Annotated in this window: 15 protein-coding genes and 1 rRNA gene; 11 read left to right on the top strand and 5 right to left on the bottom strand. The window is 41.3% G+C overall.

Annotated features, from left to right (window positions below; translation table 11 throughout):
• Positions 1–69 precede the first annotated feature (69 nt).
• On the top strand, positions 70–672 hold the full coding sequence (locus tag M3197_RS14355) for a DUF5366 family protein (protein ID WP_251662272.1): 603 nt from the start codon (positions 70–72) through the stop codon (positions 670–672).
• Here the strand turns inward: M3197_RS14355 and M3197_RS14350 are convergent.
• Together M3197_RS14350 and M3197_RS14345 are read right to left on the bottom strand one after the other, a co-directional pair.
• Positions 669–2,522, bottom strand: a complete 1,854-nt coding sequence (locus tag M3197_RS14350; protein ID WP_251662271.1) for a transglycosylase domain-containing protein — start codon at positions 2,520–2,522, stop codon at positions 669–671. The two genes, M3197_RS14355 and M3197_RS14350, sit on opposite strands and share 4 nt — an antisense overlap.
• Before the next feature lie 73 nt (positions 2,523–2,595).
• Positions 2,596–3,825 carry an MFS transporter gene (locus M3197_RS14345; RefSeq protein ID WP_251662270.1) on the bottom strand — a complete coding sequence of 410 codons (1,230 nt, stop codon included), beginning with the start codon at positions 3,823–3,825 and terminating at the stop codon, positions 2,596–2,598.
• 125 nt (positions 3,826–3,950) lie between these two features.
• Between M3197_RS14345 and M3197_RS14340 the strand changes: the two genes are divergently transcribed.
• Both M3197_RS14340 and M3197_RS14335 read left to right on the top strand, forming a co-directional pair.
• Entirely contained in the window at positions 3,951–4,703 is a 753-nt protein-coding gene (locus M3197_RS14340; protein WP_251662269.1) for a peptidylprolyl isomerase, read from the top strand.
• Positions 4,704–4,737: 34 nt separating this feature from the next.
• The gene (locus M3197_RS14335; RefSeq protein ID WP_251662268.1) at positions 4,738–4,962 is read left to right on the top strand and encodes a hypothetical protein; all 225 of its coding nucleotides are present in this window, start codon (positions 4,738–4,740) and stop codon (positions 4,960–4,962) included.
• 13 nt (positions 4,963–4,975) lie between these two features.
• Here M3197_RS14335 and M3197_RS14330 read toward each other — a convergent pair whose 3' ends face one another.
• Positions 4,976–6,151: a MalY/PatB family protein gene (locus tag M3197_RS14330; protein WP_251662267.1), complete on the bottom strand. Its 1,176-nt coding sequence runs from the start codon at positions 6,149–6,151 to the stop codon at positions 4,976–4,978.
• A 77-nt stretch (positions 6,152–6,228) separates the two neighbouring features.
• Here M3197_RS14330 and M3197_RS14325 point away from each other — a divergent pair, with 77 nt between their 5' ends.
• Together M3197_RS14325 and yugI are read left to right on the top strand one after the other, a co-directional pair.
• Positions 6,229–6,492 (top strand): DUF1871 family protein, encoded by a 264-nt coding sequence (locus tag M3197_RS14325; protein ID WP_251662266.1) that lies wholly within the window; start codon positions 6,229–6,231, stop codon positions 6,490–6,492.
• A gap of 130 nt (positions 6,493–6,622) precedes the next feature.
• Positions 6,623–6,997 (top strand): S1 domain-containing post-transcriptional regulator GSP13, encoded by a 375-nt coding sequence (yugI, locus tag M3197_RS14320; RefSeq protein WP_251662265.1) that lies wholly within the window; start codon positions 6,623–6,625, stop codon positions 6,995–6,997.
• Between the two features lie 16 nt (positions 6,998–7,013).
• Here the strand turns inward: yugI and M3197_RS14315 are convergent, their stop codons facing one another.
• Positions 7,014–8,333, bottom strand: coding sequence for an AAA-type ATPase lid domain-containing protein (locus tag M3197_RS14315; protein ID WP_251662264.1), 1,320 nt, complete (start codon positions 8,331–8,333; stop codon positions 7,014–7,016).
• Positions 8,334–8,467: 134 nt separating this feature from the next.
• On the opposite strand from M3197_RS14315, the gene pruA reads away from it, so the two are divergent.
• The 4 genes from pruA (at position 8,468) to M3197_RS14295 (ending at position 13,893) form a co-directional block, all read left to right on the top strand.
• Entirely contained in the window at positions 8,468–10,015 is a 1,548-nt protein-coding gene (gene pruA, locus M3197_RS14310; protein ID WP_251662436.1) for an L-glutamate gamma-semialdehyde dehydrogenase, read from the top strand.
• A 72-nt stretch (positions 10,016–10,087) separates the two neighbouring features.
• Positions 10,088–11,281 (top strand): ornithine--oxo-acid transaminase, encoded by a 1,194-nt coding sequence (locus M3197_RS14305; protein WP_251662263.1) that lies wholly within the window; start codon positions 10,088–10,090, stop codon positions 11,279–11,281.
• 81 nt (positions 11,282–11,362) lie between these two features.
• Positions 11,363–12,607 (top strand): Glu/Leu/Phe/Val family dehydrogenase, encoded by a 1,245-nt coding sequence (locus M3197_RS14300; RefSeq protein ID WP_251662262.1) that lies wholly within the window; start codon positions 11,363–11,365, stop codon positions 12,605–12,607.
• A gap of 122 nt (positions 12,608–12,729) precedes the next feature.
• On the top strand, positions 12,730–13,893 hold the full coding sequence (locus M3197_RS14295) for an iron-containing alcohol dehydrogenase (protein ID WP_251662261.1): 1,164 nt from the start codon (positions 12,730–12,732) through the stop codon (positions 13,891–13,893).
• A 50-nt stretch (positions 13,894–13,943) separates the two neighbouring features.
• Here the strand turns inward: M3197_RS14295 and M3197_RS14290 are convergent, their stop codons facing one another.
• Positions 13,944–14,951 carry a cation diffusion facilitator family transporter gene (locus tag M3197_RS14290; protein ID WP_251662260.1) on the bottom strand — a complete coding sequence of 336 codons (1,008 nt, stop codon included), beginning with the start codon at positions 14,949–14,951 and terminating at the stop codon, positions 13,944–13,946.
• A 186-nt stretch (positions 14,952–15,137) separates the two neighbouring features.
• Here M3197_RS14290 and M3197_RS14285 point away from each other — a divergent pair, with 186 nt between their 5' ends.
• Positions 15,138–16,022 (top strand): DMT family transporter, encoded by an 885-nt coding sequence (locus tag M3197_RS14285; RefSeq protein WP_251662259.1) that lies wholly within the window; start codon positions 15,138–15,140, stop codon positions 16,020–16,022.
• 449 nt (positions 16,023–16,471) lie between these two features.
• Positions 16,472–16,598 (top strand): 16S ribosomal RNA (locus M3197_RS14280); the annotation flags it as partial.

The following is a 16,598-nucleotide window of genomic DNA, read 5'->3' as shown; positions in this document are numbered from 1 at the left end:
ACAAATTACTACAGTGTAGGTTTGCATGGAAACTTTTGTTTAGCCTGTATAATCAGTCTGAGGTGCAGTATGAAAAATCCGTATTTATTCAGTTATTTGCCATTTTTTACAATTATGTTGTTCAGCTTAACGTTTGGAGTGTATACAGTCGGTTTTTCATTGAGCTTGTTTCGTGAAATCGGTTTATATAATGGTCTTTTGGAATTTCTTACAGAGACCCAGCTCAGATTGTTCTTGCTAACAGTCTATGCGCTCTTTTATTTCATGATATTCAGTGCACTCAAACTGATTGCAGCTACGATTCATGAAACGGCTATGCTGTTCTTTTACAAAGCGACCCCTACAACAGATTCTCCCGTCCATCATGGGGTAGACGATCGAGGTGGGAAACTCATTTACTTCATCGGCGCACTTGCTTCGGCATTTGCCATCCAATCGATTTACTGGTTGCTCTTTGTATTTTTGACAGTCACTTTCATTTACTTTGTCTACAGTACGTATATGTTGCATCATCAGCTACCTTTTTCGGCGATAATTGGAATTATCTTCTTTGAAATCATCGTTTGGGCAGTATTAGTTTCTGCCGTCGTTTACATTTTACTGAGACTTTATAACGGAATTGCTGCAAGTATCCCTGGAGTTGAAAAAGACCAGCTGCCATTAGGCAGCTAGTCGGAAAGTGCGGCTGAAAAAACCTTGAGATGTAATTTTTGTTCGCTTTCTTGTTGGAGTGACTGCGGTCGATCATATCCGATCCAAGTAGCTGCGGTATAATTGTCGTTTATCCCAGCAACCCATAAGTCTTTAAAGTGACTAGTTGTTCCTGTTTTTGCTCCTGTGTACTCTGTTGTGGGACGAAGACCATGAGCTGTTCCTGTTCTCACAGTCTCTTCTAGCATGGATCGGATGTTTTCCGTTGTTTTTTGAGACCATACCTCTTTACGTTCATCTTCCCATTGGTATAACACGTTCCCTTGACGATCTTTTACAGAACGGATAGCTCTGACTGGTTTAAACGTACCATCTATGAAGCTTGTATAGGCATTTGCCATTTCATAAGGCGTCATGCCATTTTCAAATCCGCCAAGAGCCGCAGTATACTGATGATCTTTTTCGGTGACATACTTGAATCCAAAAGGAGCTAGGTGAGCAAACGACTCTTCAATCCCAACACGTTGGAAGACCCGGACTGCTGTTGTATTGTAACTTCGACTAAACGCTTTTTTTACCGTTGAAACACCATACGAATACCTTCCAAAATTCTCAGGGCAGAAATTCCCGATACAAATTCCACTACCATCGATAAGAGAGTTCTCAGTATACGGTCCACTTTCTAAATACGGGGCATATACGAGCAAAGGTTTAATTATAGACCCGGGCTGTCGAACTGCTTGAAACGAGCGATTGAAATCGGTTTTTCGATAGCCAAATCCACCATACACACTAATGAGTTCACGCGATTTGTTATCCACAACAGCTGCACCGGATTGGATACCACGGCCGTCAAGTGCGTTTGAAATGCCGCTTTCGACATTACTTTGCTTAACAGGATCAAGGGAAGTATCGATACGGACTCCTGAACTGATCACTTCAGAGATGCGCTCGGATAGTAATTGTTGAATTTTTTTTCGTGCTTTCTCATTATTTGCTGATTTTAATTGAGCGAAAAAACCTTCTTTTTCACTGATCAACTGTTTTAGCTCGTCAACTACGTAGGTATGATAGGCAGGGAATTGACTGTTCTTTTGTTTAAGGTGTAGCTCGACTGGAGCGCTCTGTGCGATTTTTCCTTCTTCGATGGAAAGCACTTCATTGTTCACCAAAACTTGAAGAAGTCGTTCTTGACGCTTTTTTGTACGGTCAAAATGCTTCAATGGATCATACAGCGAAGGGTTATTCGGAATAGCTGCCAAAAACGCAGTTTCCGCTTCGTTTAAATTAGCTAATGGTTTACTAAAGTAATAGGTAGCAGCAGCACCAATTCCATAAACTTGGTTGCCGAAGTACATCTCATTCATGTACATTTCCAAGATTTCATCTTTTGTCGATTGTTTTTCTAGTTCTGCAGCATATAGAATTTCTTTGAATTTCCGTTCATAGGTTTTTTCTGGAGAGAGAAAACGCATTCTTACGACTTGTTGAGTGATGGTGGAAGCACCTTGGCTTAATCCATCCGAATTCACATTTACCGCAAATGCTCGAGCAATCGCAGCGACATCGTACCCTCTATGTTCGTAAAATCCTTTGTCTTCACTTTCAAGAAATAGCTGTTTTGCAAACAATGGGATTTCGGATAACGGAAGCGGATCCCGCCACTCCGCATATTCTTCTGCAAATAATTGTCCGTTACGATCGTAGAGTGCCATCGGAATTGTTACTTTAGGTTCTGAGAATTCGATGGTTTCTTCTACTTGTTCTTTATACGCATTCGCCTCATGCCATTCCGCTGCGACTTCTTGTTGAAGCCAGAAAAGTAGCGGGAGACTTAACAAAGCGACAGCAAATCCTGCAAGCTGTCTCACAACTGGTCCCTCCGTTCTTACAAGTACCTATACAAAATATAGCACACTCCAGTATTGGGAGTGTGCTATATTTTTAGGAGTTTTTTTGTTGTGAATCTGCCAGAAAATCTTCGAAATCTTGTGTCGGTTTACGCTGTGCATAGAAAAGGAAAGCGAAGCCAAGCAAGAACAATAAGCCGGTTATGATAAACACAGAAGAAATACCGAGGAATCCGCTAATAATTCCTCCAATCATAGGGCCAATAATGTTGCCTAAGAATCGGAAACTTGTATTGTAACCCATCACTTCGCCCTGGATATCGAGCGGTGCTTCACGGCGAACAAGAGCTGTAGTAATTGGAATCATACCACCCATGGATATACCGAATAGTAGACGCCAAATTACAAGCTGCCAAAGACTGCCTACGAAAGCTTGTGGGATGATGAAGATGAAAGAGAGGAGTAGTAAAAATCCTAGAACTTTCTCGTATCCAATGTCATCGCCAAGTTTTCCCCATTTTCGAGCGAACAATAAGTTCCCAACACCCGCTGCACTAAACGTGATTCCCGCTAAAAAGGCAACATCATTCGTGTCAGTCAAGTGGGAGACGTAAAGAGAGAGTAATGGCTGAATACTGAAGTTCCCGATCTGAATAAGCGCAGTTACAACCATGACATTCAACATGAGGCGGTGATGCAACAAACTACTTAATATCATTTTTCGGGAATAAACATTGCCACGACCACTTTTTACTTTTCGCTGTTCTTTTATCCCGAATATGATGATGAGAGCAGCAATGATAACGGAGATTGACGTAATAACAAACGTATATTTAAAACCGAAAGCGTCGGCAAGGAGTCCACCTAATACAGGACCAAACAACGTACCTGTCACACTTCCCATTTGAAGTGTGCCTAATCGTTTACCAGCTTCTTCACGTTTTGTGTTCGCGGAAATGAATGCAAGAGAAGTAGGGATGAAGCCTGTTACCACACCGTTAAGAAGACGGAGTATGAAGAACGCTTCAACAGAGTGGATGAATCCCATTAAGAATACCGAAATCGCAATTCCGAATCCGTTAATAATTAGTATGGGCTTAAATCCGTATTTATCAGCGATTCTTCCCCAAATTGGAGACATAATGAGAGCGGAGATGAATGTCGCACCGAAAACTAGACCCGACCATTTTTGAACGTATGCATCTGAGTAATCGCCAAACGTTTCAATATATAATGACAAGAATGGCATAATCATTGTCATTGTACCGGCAACTAGAAAGTTTGACACCCAGATAATGATGAAATTTCTTTTTTGAATATCCATAGGTGACCTTCCCTCTATAAAAACTGTATTTAAGTAGTATAAAACAATTCGTTTCCCGAAGGAAGTCAAGTGCTCGTAGTTCGGTTTCACTGAATCATGTGGTAAACTAATTTAGGGTGAGAGAATTGCATAAAAAACTTTATATGCTCATGCTTTCTTTAGCATTGATCCTTGTAGTTTCCGCGTGTGGAAAACAAGAAGCTAAAGAGAAAGAGTCTACACCTGAAAAAGGTGAAACGACTCAAACAGAAGAACCAGAAAAAACGATTCCTAAGGAGGACTCTCAGATGTATCCGCAATTATCTAATGAAGTAGCAGCTGGAGAAAAAGTTATTACAATGAATACCACGCTTGGTCCGATTAAAATCAAGCTATTTGAAGAAAAAGCACCAAAAACTGTTAAGAATTTTTTGACTCATGCAAAAGATGGCTATTATGACGGACTTATTTTCCACCGAGTTATTAAAGACTTCATGATCCAAGGTGGAGACCCGACTGGTACAGGCATGGGCGGAGAAAGCATCTATGGAGATTCTTTTGAAGACGAATTCACGATGGATCTATTCAACTTGAATGGTGCATTGTCAATGGCGAATGCTGGCCCGAACACAAACGGCAGCCAGTTCTTCATCGTCCAAGCTTCTAACTTAGCTGGCGCTAATGCGGACCAGTTGAAAAAAGGTGGATGGCCAGAAGAAATCGCTGATGCTTATGCTGAGCGAGGCGGCACACCGCACCTTGACCAGAAGCACACTGTTTTTGGACAAGTAATTGAAGGAATGGACGTTGTTAACAAGATTGCAACGGTTAAAACAGGTGCACAAGATAAGCCTGTTGAAGATGTGAAAATCGAGTCTATCGACATTCAAGGCGAGTAATTTCCACTAAATTTATGGTTAGGAAGTGATATCAATGGTGACAGTTCTAATGCCTTTCCTGTACTTTCCGGAAGACAAATCAGAATATATCCCAGCGGCCATTTCCTTTGCTTTTTTCATGGTGCTACTTGTGCTCACATTTATGTGGATTCAGCGTCACTCTAAAAAGCAAGAATTGGAAACGAAAGAATTAGAAGAGCGCATATTGCGAGAACGCAGAAATATACGCGAACAACAAAAAGAGCATCCTCATTTATGAGGATGCTCTTTTCTTAGTTTTCCATGCCTTTTATAAAACGTTCGACACCATCTTGAACTGTGGAAAAACAAGTAGCAACATTCATTCGTAAGAATCCGTGACCAGCTTCTCCATATTTGGTACCAGGTTCAAGGGCTAATTTTCCTTTGTTAAGTAACTTGTCCATAATTTCAACTTCAGAAAGCCCTGTCTCTCGGTAGTCTATCCAAAGTAAGTATGTTCCTTGAGGTTTAGAAATTTTCACACCTGGGATTCGAGCCGATAACGTTTCAATCACGTAATCCATATTAGAGGACACTGTTTTGAGTAACTGTTCTAGCCAAGGTTCACCATGGCGATAAGCCGCTTTCAGCGCAACGTTTGCAAGAGCATTCAACTCCATTTGGCCATGTGCCATTCCATTATCACGCAATTTCTCACGTAGTTTTTCATCTGGAATGATCATCATAGCAGCTTGAATTCCTGCTAAGTTGAAGGTTTTGGTAGGTGCTACGCAAGTGATAATACGATTTCCTTCGTCTCCTGCAATTGTATGTAGAGGAGTGTGCGTGTAAGGTGCGAACACTAGATCTGCATGAATTTCATCAGATAAAATTAGTACATCATATTTAGCGCAAAGCCGAACAATTTCTTGCAAGACCTCTTTCGACCATACAATTCCGCCTGGGTTATGGGGGTTGCAAAAAATGAATAATCTGACATCTCTTTTCAAAGAAGCCTCAAATTTAGCGAAGTCAATTTCATAGGTTCCATTTTTCTCGACAAGTGTACACTCTTCTAGAGTACGGTTCTGTAAAGTCGGGATACCGGAAAACGGCGGATAAACAGGTGGAGTGATTAAAACAACATCACCTTCATTTGTCAACGTTTCGACTACAGAAGCAATTGCTGGTACGACACCATGATGAGATAACATCCAATCGTTTTCAGTCTGCCATCCGTGTTTGTTGAACATCCATTCTCGAATTGCGTCTTTACAGTCCTCGCAAACGTAAGAATAGCCAAACACACCGTGATCCAAGCGTTCTTTCATAGCATCGATGACAGGTTGAGGTGCAGAAAAGTCCATATCTGCGATCCACATTGGTAGAATCTCTTCCGGGTTTTCTATTCCATAGATGCGATCCATGCGATCCCATTTCATGGACGACGTATTCCGTCGGTTTATTGTTGTAGTGAATTCTTTCATACATTATCCCCCTAAGTCTGTTTTCTTTTTCATACCTATGCTATCATAAATAAAACGAAAAAATCAGGTGACTTGACGTGGAAACTGTAGAAATGAATAAAAAAGCGATTCATTTACTAGAAGAATGGGATCCTTTCCTTGCTGGAACAGATGCATACAAGCTAGAAATAGCTGATGTGGTAGCAGATCTCCATCGATTGGATCATCCAACAGATCTAGCAAAACGAATTCGCGAAATTTATGAACACTCGTATGCAATGTGGATTCCTTTAGAAGATTGCATGCAGATTTCGTATAAGTTATTGGCGGTTAAATTCGAAGCTAAATGTATCATTTCATAAATTTCGTGTTCTAATGGCTCACATCCCGTCTAAATGACTATATTTTGCCCCACTAGAGTTCAAATGGTATACTGATAATGGCCGCAATGGCAATTTCAGATACTCAAAACAGAATTGGGAGCTGTTACACATGACAGGTAAATACGAAGCGGGTGAAGAACTGTCAGGTACAGTTACAGGCATTCAGCCTTATGGTGCGTTTGTAGCTCTAGATGAATCCACTCAAGGACTCGTCCACATTTCTGAAATCACTTACGGATTTGTGAAGGATATCAACGAGCATTTATCGGTTGGTCAGCAAGTAACTGTAAAAGTGTTGGAAGTGGATGAGACGGATAATAAAATCAGTTTGTCCATCCGTTCGTTACAAGACCCCCCAACACCCACGAAGAAATTCAGTCGTCCCCGTAAATCATTACAAGAACGGGTAGACGAACAAGATGAAAAAGGATTCAACTCTTTGAAAGACAAGCTTAGAGACTGGATCGACAAATCAGGTTATTAAAAAGGAGAAGAGGCGATTATCCCTCTTCTCCTTTTTTGTTTTTCCGAAGACGATACTGCAAATTTTGTCGGCTCATTGACAAGGCATTTGCTGTCCTAGTGATGTTACCGTCATGAATGGTTAACGCTTTTTGTAAATAATAGGATTCTGCCTCTCTTAAAAACTTATCAAGAGGAAGCATGTCTTTTTCGCTGGGGAAGATGAAAGAGGGTAAAGGAAGGGTTCCCTCTTCCAGAACGGAGCTTTTACTTCTAAAGTGTTGAGGAAGCATTTCATACGTAATTGTTGTTTCAGCTGAAGCAACGGAGGCCACTTCGTTAAGCAACATTTCAAGTTCACGAATATTGCCTGGCCATGTGTAAGAGAGGAATAGTTCCTCGACTTCTCCTGTAATGTCTTCCAATGCAGTGCCTAAACTTTCTTTACGCCTAGCTAAATATCTATTGACGAAAGGAAGAATGTCTTCTTTCCTCTCGCGTAAAGGTGGGAAGCGAATCGTAAAGGAAGCGAAAAAGTAATACAACTCCTTAAGCAGACTTCCTGATGCGATAAGTTCGACGGGGTCTTCACCAATACTTGCAATGAATTGTCGTTTATGATGGTCCGAACTTTCTAAAATTCTGAGAAGCTTGCGCTGTAGTTCGATGGATAAAAAGTCGATTCGTTCGCAAAATAGGGTGAATGGCGCATCGGTTTTTAATTCAGTTGCCAGACGATCAATTGATTGGTCATCAGACCGATTGCAGTAAAGTGTATAAAATGACGAATCAGCAACAGGAACTTCATGATGGATTCCTTGGGCTACAAGGTCTTTTCCAGTGCCTGCTTCTCCTACAAGGAGGACAGGAAGTTTTGCACGTACCGCTTTTTTTGCTGTAGCAATAATTTTCTTCATAGACACGGATTCGGCTACGATGTTATTCAGCAAAACTGGTTCTCGATCTTTGGTTAACGGCTGCAGTACAAACTTTTCAAGTGCTGTTACGTCATGTGAGAGTTCCACTGCACCAATGAGCACTCCGTCCTTCACAATAGGATAGGTATTATTAATTGTAGTAATCTCAGTTTCGTTTTGGTTCCAATACGTTTGTTTAATGTTTAATTGTTCTTGACCACTTTGTAACACTTCCATCAACGTACTCGGTTGTTGACGGAAATTGAATAATTCCATGATGGACAAATCTCGGATATCATCGAGGTCTAGTCCTTCGATTTCTTTCATCTTGTCGTTGTAAATAATGGTCCTGCCCTCACTGTTAACGGCATGGATTCCAACCCCTGCACGCTTTACAGCAAATTCATAAAAGGGAAAGAGTGACTCTTCAAAAGCACTCATAGAGTGACACCGCCTAACTTTTTTCTTCAGGTAAACATTAATACTTGCAATGTGCAATAATATCTTGCATTATTATAAGTGGAATTGACATTGAAGTGCAAATATTATTTGCATGACCCATCTAAAGGAGGACTATCATGATCCCGTACAAACATGAACCATTCACAGATTTTACAATCGAAGAAAATAAAAAAGCATTCCAAGAAGGTCTTAAGACAGTGGAAGCTTACCTTGGTAAAGATTATCCCCTAATCGTAGGTGGAGAGCGCATCATGACTGATGATAAGCTCGTATCTTTCAATCCTGCTAACAAAGAAGAAATTATCGGAAGCGTTTCTAAAGCAAGTAAAGATATTGCAGAAAAAGCTATGAAAGTTGCAGACGAAACTTTCAATACTTGGAGAAAGACAGATCCAGCAATGCGTGCAGATATTCTATTCAAAGCAGCAGCGATTGTTCGTCGCCGCAAAATGGAATTCTCAGCACTATTGACAAAAGAAGCTGGTAAGCCATGGAACGAAGCGGATGCAGATACTGCTGAAGCAATCGACTTCCTAGAGTACTACGGCCGTCAAATGTTGCGCTTGAAAGACGGAATGCCAGTGGAAAGTCGCCCAGGCGAGTTCAACCGTTTTGACTACATTCCTTTAGGAGTTGGCGTTGTTATCTCTCCTTGGAACTTTGCATTTGCAATCATGGCGGGTACGACAGTAGCTGCACTTGTAACAGGTAACACAGTACTATTGAAGCCAGCTTCAACTACTCCAGTTGTTGCGTATAAATTCATGGAAGTACTTGAAGAAGCAGGAATGCCTGCAGGCGTAGTCAACTATGTACCAGGTTCTGGTTCTGAAATCGGTGACTACTTAGTAGATCACGCACGTACTCGTTTCGTATCGTTCACAGGTTCACGCGAAGTTGGAACACGTATTTATGAACGTGCTTCTAAAGTGAACGAAGGACAAATTTGGTTGAAGCGTGTGATTGCTGAAATGGGTGGTAAGGATACAATCGTTGTTGACAACGAAGCGGATCTTGAACTTGCTGCACAATCTATCGTTAAATCAGCATTCGGTTTCAGTGGACAAAAATGTTCAGCATGTTCACGTGCGATCATTCACGAAGATGTATATGACACAGTTGTTGCTCGCGTAGAAGAACTTACTAAAGAGTTGACATACGGTGACCCAACTGACCAATCTAACTTCGCTGGACCAGTTATCGACCAAGCTGCGTTCGATAAGATCATGAGCTATGTTGAAATTGGTAAAGAAGAAGGTCGTCTTGTTGCAGGTGGGGAAGGCGATAGCTCTAAAGGATTCTTCATTGCTCCGACTGTTTTCGCAGACGTTGCACCAGAAGCTCGTATTATGAAAGAAGAAGTATTCGGTCCATTCGTAGCACTTGCAAAAGCGAAAAACTTCACAGAAGCAATCGACATGGCAAACGACACAGATTACGGTTTGACAGGCGCGGTTATCACCAATAACCGTGAGCACATCGAGCAAGCTCGTGAAGATTTCCACTGTGGTAACTTGTACTTCAACCGTGGTTGCACAGGCGCTATCGTTGGATACCAGCCATTTGGCGGATTCAACATGTCCGGAACAGATTCAAAAGCAGGTGGCCCAGACTACTTGCAACTTCACATGCAAGGTAAAACAACTTCAGAAATGCTATAAGCCTAGATTCAAACAGTCGCCTGTCAGAAGACAGGCGCTGTATCTACATACTTAACCGAGGAGGGAATTTGAATGTCAGTATCTCAACAAGTGATTGAACAAACTAATAAGTATGGTGCACCAAACTATCATCCACTACCGATTGTTATCTCAGAAGCAGAAGGTGTATGGGTAAAAGATCCAGAAGGTAACAAATACATGGATATGCTTTCTGCATACTCAGCAGTGAACCAAGGGCACCGTCATCCTAAAATTATTCAAGCACTTAAAGACCAGGCAGACAAAGTTACTCTTACTTCACGTGCGTTCCATAGCGATCAGTTAGGTCCTTGGTATGAAAAAATTACTGAACTATCTGGTAAAGAAATGGCGTTGCCAATGAACACTGGTGCTGAAGCTGTTGAGACAGCAATTAAAGCAGCTCGTCGTTGGGCGTATGATGTTAAAGGCGTTGAAGAAAACAAAGCTGAAATTATCGGTTGTGAAGGAAACTTCCACGGACGTACGATGGGCGCAGTATCCCTTTCTTCAGATCCAGAATACAAGCGTGGTTTTGGACCAATGCTTCCAGGTATCAAATTAGTTCCATATGGCGATTTTGATGCACTGGAAAAAGCAATTACACCAAATACTGCGGCATTCATCATCGAGCCAATTCAAGGGGAAGCTGGAATCATCATTCCTACAGAAGGCTACTTGAAAAAAGCACGCGATCTATGTAAAGAAAACAATGTTCTTTTCATTGCAGACGAAATCCAAGCCGGCCTATGCCGCACTGGTAAAATGTTTGCATGTGAATGGGAAGACGTGAACCCGGATATGTATATCCTTGGTAAAGCACTAGGTGGTGGAGTATTCCCGATTTCTTGTGTAGTAGCTGACAAAGAAGTACTTGAAGTATTTAACCCAGGTTCACACGGGTCTACATTTGGCGGAAACCCAATGGCGTGTGCAGTTTCAATTGCATCTTTAGATGTGCTTGAAAGCGAAAAACTTGCTGACAAGTCACTTGAACTCGGAAACTATTTTAAAGAAGAACTTCAAAAGATCGAAAATGACGTTATTACAGAAGTACGTGGACGCGGTTTGTTCATCGGAATGCAGTTGACTGTAGAGGCACGTCCATACTGTGAAAAGCTCAAAGAACTAGGATTGCTCTGTAAAGAAACACACGATACAGTAATCCGCTTTGCGCCACCACTAGTTATTACTAAAGAAGAACTTGATTGGGCACTTGAAAAAATCAAAAGCGTATTTGCTAACTAAAAATTCTTTCCAATTACGTTGTTCGATATGATACTATGAATAAGGAAAAAACATTATGAAACAAAGAGGCGAGCCATTACAATGACTGAAAACCTGAATCTGTTCACATCTACACAAGTTGTTATTAAAGAAGCACTTGACAAGCTGGGCTACGATGAAGGAATGTATGAACTTCTGAAAGAACCGATGCGCATGACAGAAGTACGTATCCCTATTAAAATGGACGATGGAAAAGTAAAAGTCTTCACTGGATACCGCGGCCAGCATAACGACGCTGTCGGACCAACAAAAGGCGGAGTACGCTTCCATCCGGATGTTACTTTAGATGAAGTGCGTGCACTTTCCATGTGGATGACACTTAAAGCTGGTATCGTAGACCTTCCATATGGCGGCGGTAAAGGCGGCATCGTTTGTGATCCGCGTGAAATGTCTATGGATGAATTGGAGCGTCTAAGCCGTGGCTACGTACGTGCGTTGTCTCAAGTTATGGGGCCAACAAAAGATATTCCAGCACCTGACGTTTTCACAAACTCACAAATTATGGCGTGGATGATGGATGAATACAGCAGAATTGATGAGTTCAACTCACCAGGCTTCATTACAGGAAAACCTATCGTTCTCGGTGGTTCACAAGGTCGTGACCGTGCGACTGCTGAAGGTGTAACGATTATTATTAATGAAGCAGCTAAACGTCGTGGTATCGATATGAAAGGCGCTCGTATTGTTATCCAAGGTTTTGGTAACGCAGGTAGCTTCCTTTCTAAATTCCTCCACGACGCAGGAGCTAAAGTAATTGGGATTTCTGATGCTTATGGAGCATTACACGACCCAGATGGTTTGGATATCGATTATTTACTTGACCGTCGTGATAGTTTTGGAACAGTAACTACTTTGTTCGAAAACACATTGACGAACCAAGAGTTGTTGGAATTGGATTGTGATATCCTAGTTCCTGCAGCAATTGAGAACCAAATTACAGAACACAATGCTGATAAAATCAAGGCTTCGATTGTTGTGGAAGCAGCAAACGGTCCAACAACAAGTGAAGCAACAAAAATATTATCAGAACGAGGCATTTTACTAGTTCCCGATGTGCTTGCTAGTGCCGGCGGTGTAACAGTTTCGTACTTTGAATGGGTTCAGAACAACATGGGCTACTACTGGTCTGAAGAAGAAGTTCGTGAAAAGATGACTGAGAAAATGGTCACAGCGTTCGAAAATGTATATTCTGTTTCAACTACGCGAGGCATTGACATGCGTCTTGCAGCGTACATGATTGGTATACGTAAAACAGCGGAAGCTTCACGTTTCCGTGGCTGGGCATAAGTAACATGAAAGAGCGCTCCTCTTATAGGGGTGCTCTTTTTAGTTCGTTGCGTACGGGCAGAACAGTTGCATCACTAACACTCCTAAAACATAATAGATATATTCTGAGGAGGCGATGAGTTTTGGATAACTTCATATTTCAAAATCCTGTAAAATTATTGTTCGGCAAAGGGCAAGTTTCAAATTTAGCTGATGAGCTTAAAAAATATGGAAACAGCGTTCTTGTTGTATACGGTGGGGGAAGTATTAAGAAGAATGGTGTCTACGATGATGTGATGTCCGTATTGAAAGAAGGGGAGTTGTCTGTCCACGAATTTGGTGGAGTGGAACCGAATCCTCGACTTTCAACTGCGATCGCGGCAGCGGAGCTTTGTAAAAGAGAGAATATTGACGTAATCGTTGCTGTCGGTGGAGGATCTGTCATTGACTGTACGAAGCTTATCGCTTGTGCTGCGAAATATGATGGCAACCCGTGGGACTTTGTTGTACGTAAAGCGGTACCTCAAGATGCATTACCGTTTGGTACAGTATTAACACTATCTGCAACAAGTTCTGAAATGAATGCAGGCTCTGTTATTACGAATGAAGAAACTCAAGAGAAGTATGGATGGGGAACACCGTTTAACTTCCCTAAATTTTCAATTCTAGATCCGACATATACAATGTCAGTTCCTAAGGATCAAACAGTCAACGGAATTGTAGATACGATGTCTCATATCTTTGAAGAATACTTCAATGAATCATCAAATACTCCTTTCCAAGATGAAATGTGTGAAAGTGCACTCCGTACTTTAATCACAACAGGTGCAGAAGTGGTAAATCATCCAGATGACTACGAGCTTAGAGCTACTATGATGCTAGCAGGTGTTTGGGGATTAAATGGTTTCTTGCGCATGGGATACATAGGTGACTGGGGAACTCATGACATAGAGCATGCGGTTTCAGCAGTCTATGACATTCCGCATGCTGGGGGACTGTCTATCCTATTCCCAGAGTGGATGCGTTATACAATGCATTTGAATCCGAAACGCTATGCACAGTTAGCTGTAAAAGCATTTGGTGTAGATCCGTCAGGTAAGACAGATGAAGAGACGGCATTAGAAGGCATTTCTAAATTAGAAGAATTCTGGGCATCAATCGGAGCGCCACGTAAACTTGCAGACTTCAATATTGATGATTCGAAAATTGAACTAATGGCTGAAAAAGCTGCAGCAAGAGGACCGCTTGGTAATTATGCAAAGCTTGCTAAAGAGGACGTCGTTCAGATTTTGACGAATTCATTGTAATAAGAAAATCGCGAGCCGACTGACTTGGATCAGTTGGGACTCGCGCTTTTTTATGATTCAGGAAGCTTATTTCGATTTTCTATAAGGTTTGAACTGTTCGAGCCTGTTCCGGTCCACGATTCAACTCCGTCATCGCCAACTAATGAAATGATGACGTCTTGAATGCCTTTCTGATTCAAAATTGTTGCTAATAACCGATCTTTAACCTTTAAAACATACTCAACTGTATTCGACGTCGCAACCTCGGCAATGATTTCTACATGAAGAAATTCTCCTTCTTTAACAACCTCAACACGTTGGATATCCGTGATGTCAGGGTCTTCTACGAGTAGATGGGCAATGTGCGCGAGCATTTCTTCATCAGTTTCACCAATAGCCCCTCGAGCATTTTCTAGGAACACTTTACCCACTACATAAAACATCATCACTCCGATAATGATTGAAGCAACACCTTCGGCTGCGAACAAGCCGAAGAAATGAGCGAGTAGAACGGCAATAAATGCTATTAGACCTCCGCTAGTCGCTACTAAGTCCTCCATAAAGACTAGCTTAGTTGGAGGTTTTGCCTTTTTGAGATATACAAAGCTTTTAGGGAATGATGACAATCCGGCATGTTCAACTCCTGCATCGTGAAAGACTTCTTTTGATGCTTTATAGAGAACGAAAGATTCTAGCGCAATTCCGATTCCAAGGACGCCTAGGTTTATCCATAAGCCTCCACTTTCTGCAGGGTGTAGGATATGATGTATCCCTCCAACAATGGTTTCGTAAGAAAGGATCGCTACAATCAAAACGGCACCAAGACAGACGAGGTTAACAATCCTACCAAAACCATTTGGATATTTAGGAGTTGGTGCTTTTTTAGAAAGTGCAGAACCAATATAAACGAACAGTTGGTTTGCAGCATCTCCGATAGAGTGCATCATTTCAGCGAACATGGCAACATTGCCTGTTAGAAAGAAAGCACCCGCTTTTAATGCGGCGATAATAACATTAACGATGGCTGCTAAAAGAGCAGGCTTGTTGCCATTTTTTAAAAGTTGAATCCAATTGGTCATGAATGTTTGCTCCTCTGCAACAAAAATGGTGGTGCGTTTAATATCGCTGTGATACTATAGCCTCCGCCCTAAATAATAGGGGATTCTGAATGCCGAATTTTTAGAACAACCTTGTCTGATATACTATATGCTATATCCATAAATAAACTATTGTAACCCTCAATAGAAGGAAAGTGATGTGTTTTTATGAACAAACCAGCTATACATCCAGCAATCCCTATCATTATAGGGGTTATCTCAGTTGCTTTATCTGCGATTTTTGTGAAATTAGTATCCGCTGAGGCGGGGGTTACTGCATTTTACAGGATGTTTTTCTCGGTCCTCTTGATGTTACCGATTTTCTTACTGAAATACAGAAAAGAAATAACGGTGCTGAAAAAACGGGATTGGATTTTTTCAACTTTTGCAGGTGTGTTTTTAGCGTTCCATTTCATCTTTTGGTTTGAATCGCTTAATTATACATCTGTTGCGAGTTCTACAGTATTAGTGACACTACAACCTATTTTTGCATTTGCGGGTACATACTTTTTCTTTAAAGAACGATTGTCGGTTAAAACGATTTTATCTGCAGTTATTGCAATATCGGGGAGTGTCATTATCAGTTTTGGTGATTTTCAACTTGGAGGAACTGCGTTTTATGGTGATATTCTTGCGCTTATCGGCTGTGCACTAATTACAGCTTACTTACTGTTTGGCCAAGATGTCCGTCAAAGATTGTCGTTAATAACGTATACGTTTGTAGTATACTCCATTAGCTCAATTACTCTTTTCTTCTATGTATTAATAAAAGGGGAGTCATTCGGTCCGCATTCACAATCAGATTGGATGTGGTTCGTGTTATTAGCGCTAATTCCGAACCTACTTGGTCATACTTTATTTAATTGGGCGATCCGGTGGGTGAGTACGAATGCGATTTCTATTGCGATATTATTTGAACCTGTTGGTGCCTCGATTCTAGCGTATTACATCTTCAAAGAGAGTTTGTCGACAGCACAAATCATAGGTGGAATCGTTGTATTACTGGGGATTTTGTTGTTTGTTGTAGATGGTCGAAAAAAAACCTCAGCATAATTTTAAAAAAAGCTTGCAAACTATATACTATCTGTTGTATATTATTACTTGTCCTTCGGAACACGCTTTATTGGTTTCAAAGGCAAGTAATAATTTTTTAAAAAAGTTGTTGACACGATGATTACACCATGTTATGATGTAAGAGTTGCTGAAACAACAGCGAACAACTAAAATTAACACTATGAACCTTGAAAACTGAACAGCAAAATGTCAACGAATTATTGTTTGGGAATCCGGTTTTGCCGGTGAAACAAACACAAACAGATCTTAGTTGATCTGATAGACATCTTAAATGATGCCAGTACGAATTGAGCAATCAATTCTCTCTGGTTGCTGAGATGTAGTGCAGTGCTAGGAAGCGAAGGTGTGAATGAGGGAGCGTACTTAGGTACGTGACCGAATGAACAACTGAAGCTGACGACGCAATGTGCTGCATATCAGCTACCAGATTTATGGAGAGTTTGATCCTGGCTCAGGACGAACGCTGGCGGCATGCCTAATACATGCAAGTCGAGCGAATCAATAGGAGCTTGCTCCTTGAGATTAGCGGCGGACGGGTGAGTAACACGTGGGCAA

Source organism: Sporosarcina aquimarina (assembly GCF_023715615.1).
GTDB classification, from domain to species: domain Bacteria; phylum Bacillota; class Bacilli; order Bacillales_A; family Planococcaceae; genus Sporosarcina; species Sporosarcina aquimarina_A.
This window is presented reverse-complemented; position numbering and strand designations above follow the sequence as displayed.

Excerpts from the sequence above, each read along its gene's own strand:
- M3197_RS14355 (WP_251662272.1), top strand. The coding sequence starts at position 70 with ATGAAAAATCCGTATTTATTCAGTTATTTGCCATTTTTTACAATTATG.
- M3197_RS14345 (WP_251662270.1), bottom strand. The coding sequence starts at position 3,825 with ATGGATATTCAAAAAAGAAATTTCATCATTATCTGGGTGTCAAACTTT.
- M3197_RS14335 (WP_251662268.1), top strand. The coding sequence starts at position 4,738 with ATGGTGACAGTTCTAATGCCTTTCCTGTACTTTCCGGAAGACAAATCA.
- M3197_RS14330 (WP_251662267.1), bottom strand. The coding sequence starts at position 6,151 with ATGAAAGAATTCACTACAACAATAAACCGACGGAATACGTCGTCCATG.
- yugI (WP_251662265.1), top strand. The coding sequence starts at position 6,623 with ATGACAGGTAAATACGAAGCGGGTGAAGAACTGTCAGGTACAGTTACA.
- M3197_RS14315 (WP_251662264.1), bottom strand. The coding sequence starts at position 8,333 with ATGAGTGCTTTTGAAGAGTCACTCTTTCCCTTTTATGAATTTGCTGTA.
- M3197_RS14305 (WP_251662263.1), top strand. The coding sequence starts at position 10,088 with ATGTCAGTATCTCAACAAGTGATTGAACAAACTAATAAGTATGGTGCA.
- M3197_RS14300 (WP_251662262.1), top strand. The coding sequence starts at position 11,363 with ATGACTGAAAACCTGAATCTGTTCACATCTACACAAGTTGTTATTAAA.
- M3197_RS14290 (WP_251662260.1), bottom strand. The coding sequence starts at position 14,951 with ATGACCAATTGGATTCAACTTTTAAAAAATGGCAACAAGCCTGCTCTT.
- M3197_RS14285 (WP_251662259.1), top strand. The coding sequence starts at position 15,138 with ATGAACAAACCAGCTATACATCCAGCAATCCCTATCATTATAGGGGTT.